Genomic DNA, 6,688 nt, shown 5'->3' on the forward strand with positions numbered 1-6,688 from the left:
TCACGCTTCTCCTTTCGCTGCACTCATCAGGGCGCGCTTTACGGCTACGCGGGCGAGCTGCACTTTGTAACCGTTCTGGCTCAAGGGCGTCGCTTTGCTCACCGCCGCTTTGCCGGCAGCGTCCGCCACTTCCTCACTAAGTTCCTTCCCGTTCAGGGCTTCTTCGGCCTCAGGAGAGGGCCAGGGAACGGGCGCCACGTGCCCTAGGACCACGCGGGCGCTCTTCACGGTGTTTCCGTCCATCTGCAACGCCACGGCTGCGGCCGCAAGAGGCCAGTCCAGGCCCTCCTTTTCCCGGATTTCGTACGTCGCAGTTTTGGCGCCACCGGCCGCCACCGTGATTTCTGTCAGGATTTCGTCCGGCTTGATCACGTATTCGCGTTCGTCTTCCGACTTTGGCGTCTGGTAGAACTTGCTCAGTTCCACCTCGCGTTGGCCCTCCGGTCCGTGCAGTGTCACTTTGGCATCCAGCGCAATCAGGATGGGAGCCAGGCTGGACGGATTTACAAAATAGGCCGGCCCGGAATTGCCCAGAATAGCCGAGTAGTAATTCTGGCCGTCGGGAATCAGCGGCTTGCCATCGTGCTGCGCCAGCAGGCCGTACCCATTGCGGAAGTACCAGTCACGGGGCCGCTGAAGCAGTTCGCCGCCCACGGTTCCCATGTGGCGCATCTGTTCGCCGCGAACGCCATCCGCCGCCTGGTAGATTCCGGGGTAATTTTGCCGGACCGCAGAATCCAGGAGCTGGCGGATGGTCACCAGCGCTCCCAGCCGCAATCCTCCTGACGTGCGAATCTGGTCCAGCGCCTTCACATTCTTCAGGCTCACCACGCGTTTGGGAGTCACCACCCCGTCCTTCATGGCGCTGATCAGGTCGGTTCCTCCAGCCATAATCTCGGTGCCGCCCCAACTGCTGCCCAGCAGCTTGACGGCGCCCTGCACGCTCTTTGGACTTGCGTATTCGAAGGCTTGCATCAGGCCATCTCTCCTTTCTCAAGTGCCGCAAGGACCTTGTCAGGGGTCAGTGGAAGAGTAGGTACCCGGACGCCGATGGCATTGGCGACAGCATTGGATATGGCCGCCCCGGGAGAAATCACTGGCGGCTCGCCAAGTCCGATCACGCCTCGCTCATCATATCCAGGCCCTGTCATCATGTGGACGATGAATTCTCCAAAATCGCCGATCGTGGCCAGCTTGTAGAACTCCATGTTCGGGTTAAGCATCACACCGAGCGTCTCGTCCATCACTTTCTGCTCAAACAACGCGTAAGTGACGCCCATGATCAGCGCGCCGTACACCTGGCTTTCGGCCGTCTTCATGTCAATGATCAGGCCGCAGTCCTGCGCGGCGACGAGGCGGTTCACCTTCACCTGGCCCGTCTCCGTGTCCACCGAGACGTCCGCAATCTGCACCCCGCCCACGCCGCTGTCACCCAGGTGGCAGGGACCGGGATTTCTGCCCGTAGTCTGAACGGTTTTCACTCCCAGTTTGGCGCAGGCCTCTTTCCATGTCAGGCTCTTCGAGGGATCGCTTTTCACCTGGATCTTTCCATTCCAGGCCTCCAGGTCCGCGGGTTGAGCGCCGAGTGATGGAGCTACCGCGGCGAACAGTTCATCGCGCGCATCAACAGCGCCGCGGCGCGTGGATGTGGAGACTCCGCCCACCGTGGTGCTTCCGCCGCTCGCGCCCGAGGCTGGATATTTGCTGGTGCCAATCTCAACCTTCACCGCATCAACCGGAAGGCCAAGCGTCTCCGCCACGCTAATTGCAATCACGGTGCGGGTCCCCGTCCCCAGGTCCTGGCTTCCCAGTTGCGCGGTGACAGAACCGTCCGGACGAATCGTGATGCTGCACGTGCTGTTGTGGCCGCGTCCGCCCCACGTGTGCATGCTCACGCCCATGCCTCGCTTGACGTGCCCGGCGGTTTTGTCGCCACGGGGATGCCAGTTCTTCTTCCAGTCGGCAAGTTCCGCAGCCTTGTGCAGCTCGTCTGTGTACGATTTCCGCAGAACTTCCGGCGCCAGATTCACGTTTTTCAACAGAAGCTCGACGGGATCCATCTGGAGCTTGTGGGCCATATCGTCCAGGGCGCTCATCGTGATCAAACATCCCTGAGGATGGTTTGGCGCTCGCCAGGCGCGCGCTTCGCCGATATTGGCCAGGACCGCCGTATGCTTCCAGTGGCGGTTGGGAGGCTCAATGACGTAAGGCAGCGGAGGATGTCCTGCCGGTCCGGGGCCGCCGGTCCCCCAGGACTCCGAATCCCACGCCGTCAGCGTCCCGTCCTTCGTTGCGGCTACACGGACCTTTGCGTAGGCTGAAGGACGGCATCCGGCCATCATCAATTCTCTGTCGCGGTCCAGCATCAGCCGGACCGGCGCGCCGCCCGCCATCTTGGAAAGTTGCGCCGCTTCAATGCCCCAACGGTCGGGAGAGAATTTGCTGCCAAACCCACCCCCAATGTAGTTACAGATGGTTTCAATGTTGTTGTCTTCAACGTCCACTTTCTTCAATCGCAGTCCCTGGCCCAACTGGCCGGGACCGCCGGAAACGTTCTGCGTGGATGACCAGATCCTGATCGACTTCGCATCCGGCCACTCCACCACGTTTCCGTGTGACTCCAGGCAGCAGTGAGTGATCACCGGCACACCATAAGTGCCTTCGGAGACGACGGCATCGGCATCCTGGAAGGCCTTGGCCGGGTCGCCGGCCGTCTGCTCGCCGCCCTCTTTGGTCCGGCCGGCATCCTGCGCTTTTTGCAAATCTTCGTCGCGCACCAGGTGCGGAAGCTGCTGATATTCAACCTTGATCAGGCGGACCGCGTCCTCAGCGATTTCCTCCGTTGTAGCGGCAACCACCGCAACTTCGTCCCCGGCCCATTGGATTTCATCTCCAGCCGGATGAACAACCAGGACTGCTTTCACGCCGGGAAGCTTCTCAGCGGCAGAAACGTCAATCGAGGTGACTTTGGCATGGGCGTAGGGGCAACTGCAGAGTTTGGCGATCAGTCTTCCGGACGGGTTGGTGTCGTAGGTATATTGGGCCCGGCCGCTCGACTTCTCAGGACCGTCAATCCGCTCGATGCTTTTCCCGATCAACTCGCGGTGTCCTTCCGGCGGCCAATCATATTTACACGTTGCCATGAGCGCCTCCCTTCATTCCCTTCGCAGCTTCAAGGACCGCATGCCGGATGCCCCGGTAAGTCCCACAGCGGCAGATGTTCCCACCCAGGTTCTTGGCAACTTCTTCCATCGTCGGATTCTGGTCTCGCTCCAGGTAAGCCGTGCAGGCCATCACAAAGCCCGGCGTGCAGAATCCGCACTGCTGGGCGTCGTGCTGGACAAAGGCTTCCATCACCGGCGCGAGCTTTCCCTCGCTGGCGAGCCCTTCGATGGTGGTGATGTTGTGCCCCTGGGCCTCGATGGCCAGCACCGTGCAGGCGTAGACGGGCTGGCGGTCAATCATCACGGTGCAGGCCCCACAGGTGGCGCGGTCACAAACTTTTTTGGAACCGGTGATCGACAGCCGGTCGCGCAAGGCGTCCAGCAGCGTGACGCGCGGCTCAAGATTCAACTTGTGGACCTTTCCGTTTACGCGAAGAGTTACGGGAACGGCCCCTGGGCCTACAAATCCAGCCTCCGAGCCGGGAGGTGCGGCGCTTGCGACGGCGCCGCCAACCAGCAGGCTGCCCGATACCGTAACACCGGCCCCCTTCAGGAAATCCCGGCGCGTCAATGCAGACTTCTCCGGCCCAGCTTTCCCGTGCCGGTCCTTTTTCCGTCTCATAGTGGGCTCCTTGTTGGGTTTTTAACTTCCGCCAGTTTCTGTGTTCAGGATCTAAAAGCCGTTGTGCAGACCAGACATCCAGCCTTCTAATTGCATGAAGAGAGCAGTATTATACCACCAGGAAATATTCCCACCACGAATTTCTGAGGTGTATGCAGTTTTATGGTTCATGCCAACGGTCGCTCGGTCCCTGCCCCGTTTCAGCCGTGGACGGATTCCGGGACCGGCGCAGGGGCCTCGACGTCACCCTCAGCCCGCCGGCGCTGGAACCGGCTGCCAAGCCAGTGCTGGAACTGGTCCAGATACGTGTAATACACGGGGGTGATATACAACGTAATAATCTGCGAGAAGATAAGGCCGCCGACCACGGCCATACCCAGCGGCCGGCGTGACTCAGCGCCTGCGCCCAGGCCGAGGGCGATGGGCAGGATCCCCATCAGGGCGGCAAACGTCGTCATCATGATGGGACGGAAACGAACGATGGCGCCGTGATAGATGGCTTCCGTCGTTGACCTGCCGCCGGTCCGCTGGGCGTCGAGCGCGAAGTCAATCATCATGATGGCGTTCTTCTTCACAATACCAATCAGCATGATGATGCCGACAAACCCATACAGGTCGAGCTCCATATGAAAGGCCAGCAGGGTAACCAGAGCGCCGAGGGCCGCCGAGGGCAGGCCCGACAGGATCGTGATGGGATGGATAAAGCTTTCGTAGAGGATGCCAAGGACCAGGTAAATAACCAGGACGGTGGCAATCAACAGAATGCCGAGGCCGACCAGCGACGATTGGAACTGCTGGGCCGTGCCTTCGAAACTCGCGCTGATGTCAGCCGGAAGCCCTTCACGCGCGATCCGGTCAACTCCCGAGACCGCGTCGCCAAGGGCCACTCCCGGCGCAAGGTTGAAGGAGATGGTCACCGAGGGAAGCTGGCCAAAGTGATTGACGGAAAGCGGCCCGAGGCCCTCCGTGATGGAGGCCACGGTATTCAGGGGAATGAGCTGCCCGCTGGTTGATCGGATGTAAAGCAGCGACAGGTCATTGGGGTTGGCCTGGTATTGGGGTTCCAGCTCGGAAATCACCCAGTATTCGTTGTTGGGAGCATAGATCGTTGAAATACGGCCTTGCCCGTAGGCGGTGGTCAGCGCGTTCTCGATCTGATACGCCGACACCCCCAGGGTCTGGGCCTTGTCGCGGTCAATATGGATGTTCACCTGCGGGTTGTTGATCTCGAGGTCGGAAGTCACATCCAGGAAACCCGGAAGCTTGCGGATTTGCGCTTCAATATTCTTTGAAACCTGGTAAAGCTCCGTGGTGTCCGGCCCCTCCAGAGTGTATTGATACTGGCTCTTGGTCAGGTGCGCGCTGAGCTGGATGGGCGGAGGATTTTGCATGAAGACTAACACACCCGGAATAGTGGCAAGCTTGGGACGCAACTGCTGAATAACTGCGTCCGTGTCGACCATCCGGTATTCGGGGCCGAAGGGCTTGTGAGGAATATGGAGGAAATTCTTAAATCCGGCAATGAATTGCTGGCTGGCGGACGGATGGTCCTTCAAATGGGCGAAGAAGATCCCGGAATTGCTGCCGCCGGAAGGCCCGCCGGCGCCTGCCAGCGCAAACACCGAGCTCACATTCGTGTTGTCCCCAACGATATCGGCGACCTGCCTCTGGATCTTCTTCATTTGCTCAAATGATGTGCCCTGGGCCGCCATGCTGAAAGCAAAAATTCCTCCGCTGTCCTCGCTGGGCAAAAACCCTTTCGGGATCAGTATAAACAGGTATCCGGTGAGAACCAGGATAAGGATCGATGCGACAAGAACCAGAAAACGATGCCGGAGAACGCCGCGCAGGCTCCAGTCATAACCGTCCCGAAAATAATTAAAATATCGCTCGGAAACTTCAAACAAGTGGCCGTGTCTCTGCTCTCGCGGATGACGCAGGAAGCGGCTGCAGAGCATGGGCGTCAGCGTCAGTGACACCAGCCCCGACACCAGCACCGCGCTCATGATGGTGACCGCAAATTCGTGCAGCAGGCGCCCCATGATCCCGCTCATGAAGAGGATGGGAATAAAAACGGCAGTCAGAGACAAGGTCATCGAAAGAATGGTGAAACTGATTTCCTTCGAGCCGTTCAGCGCGGCTTCCATCACGCCTTCGCCCAGCTCCATGTGCCGCACAATGTTCTCCAGCATGACGATGGCGTCGTCCACCACGAAGCCCACGCACAGCGTCAACGCCATGAGCGAAAGGTTGTCGAGGCTGAAATTCAACAGGTACATCACCGCGAAGGTGCCGGCGAGCGACAGTGGAATCGCGATACTCGGAATGAATGCCGCGCGCGCGGACCGCAGGAAGAGATAAATGACGATCACGACGAGCACGAGCGAGATCAGGAGCGTGATCTTCACGTCGTGAACCGAGGCCTGAATGGTTTGCGAGCGGTCGTAAAGAATGCGCAGATTCAGCCCCGGCGGCAGCTGATCGCGCAGCGCGGGCAATACCGCGCGAACGGCGTTGGCAAGCTCCACAGCGTTGGAGCCCGGCTGCCTGAAAACCGCGAGCACGATGCCGCGCTCGAGATTCTTGCCCACCCAGGCGGCGGACTTGTCGTTCTCCGTGGCGTCGAGCACCCGCGCAACGGAATCGAGCCGCACCGGAGCGCCATTGCGGTAAGCGATGGTCAACGGCCGATAGGCCGCGGCATTCTCCAATTGACCGCTCGCTTCAACCGAATAGGCGCGTCGCGCCCCGCTCAGCGTGCCGGTGGGCAGGTTCACGTTGCCGTTTTGAATGGACTCCGCGACTTCATCCAACCCAATACCAAGCGCCGCGAGGCGGTTGGGATCGAGCTGCGCTCGCACGGCGAATTTCTGCTGTCCATACACCTGAACCTGTGCGGCCC

The 6,688-nt window shown here is 60.0% G+C and carries 4 protein-coding genes; all 4 read right to left on the bottom strand.

All coding sequences use genetic code 11. The features are described 5' to 3' along the window. Positions 1-975: an FAD binding domain-containing protein gene (locus VFQ24_01460; protein HET9177007.1), complete on the bottom strand. Its 975-nt coding sequence runs from the start codon at positions 973-975 to the stop codon at positions 1-3. Then, positions 975-3,143: a xanthine dehydrogenase family protein molybdopterin-binding subunit gene (locus VFQ24_01465; protein ID HET9177008.1), complete on the bottom strand. Its 2,169-nt coding sequence runs from the start codon at positions 3,141-3,143 to the stop codon at positions 975-977. Before VFQ24_01465 ends, VFQ24_01460 begins: the two co-directional genes overlap by 1 nt. Then, positions 3,130-3,786: a (2Fe-2S)-binding protein gene (locus VFQ24_01470; GenBank protein ID HET9177009.1), complete on the bottom strand. Its 657-nt coding sequence runs from the start codon at positions 3,784-3,786 to the stop codon at positions 3,130-3,132. Before VFQ24_01470 ends, VFQ24_01465 begins: the two co-directional genes overlap by 14 nt. A 200-nt stretch (positions 3,787-3,986) precedes the next feature. Continuing rightward, on the bottom strand, positions 3,987-6,688 hold a 2,702-nt coding region (locus tag VFQ24_01475; protein ID HET9177010.1), incomplete at its 5' end, for an efflux RND transporter permease subunit.

This window comes from Terriglobia bacterium (assembly GCA_035712365.1).
Taxonomy (GTDB): Bacteria; Acidobacteriota; Terriglobia; order UBA7540; family UBA7540; genus SCRD01.

Excerpts from the sequence above, each read along its gene's own strand:
- VFQ24_01470 (HET9177009.1), bottom strand. The coding sequence starts at position 3,786 with ATGAGACGGAAAAAGGACCGGCACGGGAAAGCTGGGCCGGAGAAGTCT.
- VFQ24_01465 (HET9177008.1), bottom strand. The coding sequence starts at position 3,143 with ATGGCAACGTGTAAATATGATTGGCCGCCGGAAGGACACCGCGAGTTG.
- VFQ24_01460 (HET9177007.1), bottom strand. The coding sequence starts at position 975 with ATGCAAGCCTTCGAATACGCAAGTCCAAAGAGCGTGCAGGGCGCCGTC.